This is a genomic window from Kitasatospora sp. NPDC001664, from assembly GCF_053596675.1.
The window spans coordinates 1-2,038 of the sequence record NZ_JBSFGS010000092.1 but is presented as its reverse complement, the minus strand read 5'-3'; the positions used below and the strand labels follow the sequence as shown (position 1 = coordinate 2,038).

Below are 2,038 nucleotides of genomic sequence, written 5' to 3'. Positions count from 1 at the left end.
CGTGTCCACCCAGAACTTCCCACCACCGGTGGAACCCCCGCCGCCACCGCCACCGCCGCCGCCGCCACCACCACCGTTGTCCGGCGGGGTCGGGCTCGCGCCGGAGGACAGCTTGGCAGCGTACCCCCGGTCACCGATCAGGTTCTCCATGTTGACGGTGGAGGTCTGCCAGGTGCGCGGCACGCTGCTCCAGCGGGCCCGCTGGTTCGGGTCGGGGTTGGTCGGGTCGTTGCCCCGGCCCTCCGCGCTCGGGTCGGCCACGATCACGCCGTTGCCGTAGTCGGTGTAGCCGACGATCGTGACGAAGTGCGTGAGGTCGGCGCCCGGCAGCGGGTCCGGGTAGTTGGTGGGCTTCGCCACGCCCTGGTTCAGCTTGGTCCGCGTGACGATGATGTTGGCGACCAGCGGGTGCCCGTTGTCGATGCTGTGCACCAGGTCGTTCTTGAAGTCCGTCCGCGAGGCCGGCCCCGGCGGGTAGGACATCATCCGGTAGTCGTAGTCGGCCGCCCGCCGGTAGTCCGGAGCGTAGCGGTTGAGCGCGTTGACCACCCGGGTGATGTCCCTGGTCCCGTTGTCCGTGGTGCCCATGTCCCGGGCGTACGTGGTCTGGCTGTGCGGGGTGTCCCCCAGCCACCCCTTGAAGGCCATCTGCACGGCGGCCGGAGCGCACCAGCTCGGCGTCTCCTGTCCGTACCAGGTGTACGGCACCACCGACGTGCCGGGCGTGCCACCCCCGTTGTCGGGCGGCAACTGTGCCTGCGCCGCCGGTGTGCCCATCAGTACCGCCGCGCCGGCCATCAGGGCGGTGGTGCCCACCGCCAGCGCTCTGCGGAGTCTTCCTCGCACGAGGACGTCCCTTCGTTCACGATCCCGTTCTCCGTTCCGGCCGTTCAGACCGTCGAGGCCATGAACTCTCGAACGACCGGATTCCCTGCGGCAGTTGATCCGCCGGGTGTCGGATCCCGAGCATGGGGCACCGGCGGGTGAAGGGGTATCTACGACCTCCTAGGGAGGTGGCGGCCGCCCCTCTATGACCTGGTAGGTACCGGGCCGGGAGGCGGTCGGGTTTGCTGACCACCGACACCGGGAGCGGGGTCCCCCGACGGACCGGACGGAAGCGGCTCCGGCGTCCGGCGCTGCCCCGGTGGTGGCAGCGCCGTCACCTTCAGGAGAGAGAACCATGGAACGGACACATCGCGGCAGGGGCCTGCAGGCCGCCACCGGAAACGTACCGGCCGATCCGCGTCGACGGATTCGAGGGATGAGCCCGACGGCATCGATGCCCGAGGGCCTGCGAGGCCTGCTGCGGCTGGCACTGCTCCCGCTCCTCGCGATCGCCCTGCTGCTGCCCGTGCTGGTGGCCGGCCCGGCCCACGCTCAGATCCCACCGAGTGAGGGCGGATCCGCTCCGGGCGGACCGATCAGCCGGAGCGAGGTGCTCGCCAGGGCGGAGGGGTGGTACGCGTACGAGAAGAGCCTCAAGTACGACTCGGACCAGTGCTACCTCACCGGGATCGGGACGATCCGCAACGACTGGCAGGGGGTCGGTGGTTGCGAGCAGCGGGGGTACTACCGCACCGACTGCTCGGGCTTCGTCTCGATGGCGCTGAACCTCGGCCACAGCTACGCGGTGGTGGAACAGGGCTCGTCGCTGACGCACCCGTCACTACTGACCAGGATCGACAAGTCCGACCTCCTGCCCGGTGACCCGCTGGTGCACCTCGACTCCGTGCACGACAAGCGGCACGTGCAGCTCTTCGACATGTGGACCGACGGCTCGAAGAACAGCTACTGGGCCTACGACTTCGGGGCGACACCGATCAAGCACAAGGTCTACTCGTGGGACGGCTCCTGGTTCACCCCGTACCGCTACAACAAGATCGTCAATGACACCACGGTCCACTTCCTGCCGCCGGGCAGCTCCGTGCCGCCGGACGTGGACGTCCGCAACATCCGCTACTCCGTGATGAAGAACGACGACATCGTGCAGGTCGGCGGCGGTTCCTCGGGCGCCGGTGGGAAGTTCTGGGTGGACACA

Annotated in this window: 1 protein-coding gene and 1 pseudogene; one reads left to right on the top strand and one right to left on the bottom strand. The window is 68.9% G+C overall.

From position 1 onward, the window contains the following. A partial coding sequence (locus ACWCYY_RS40810) for a C39 family peptidase (protein WP_449798980.1) occupies nucleotides 1–846 on the bottom strand: 846 nt, incomplete at its 3' end. 415 nt (nucleotides 847–1,261) lie between these two features. Here ACWCYY_RS40810 and ACWCYY_RS40805 point away from each other — a divergent pair. Then, a pseudogene (locus tag ACWCYY_RS40805) lies at nucleotides 1,262–2,038 on the top strand (hypothetical protein); the annotation flags it as partial.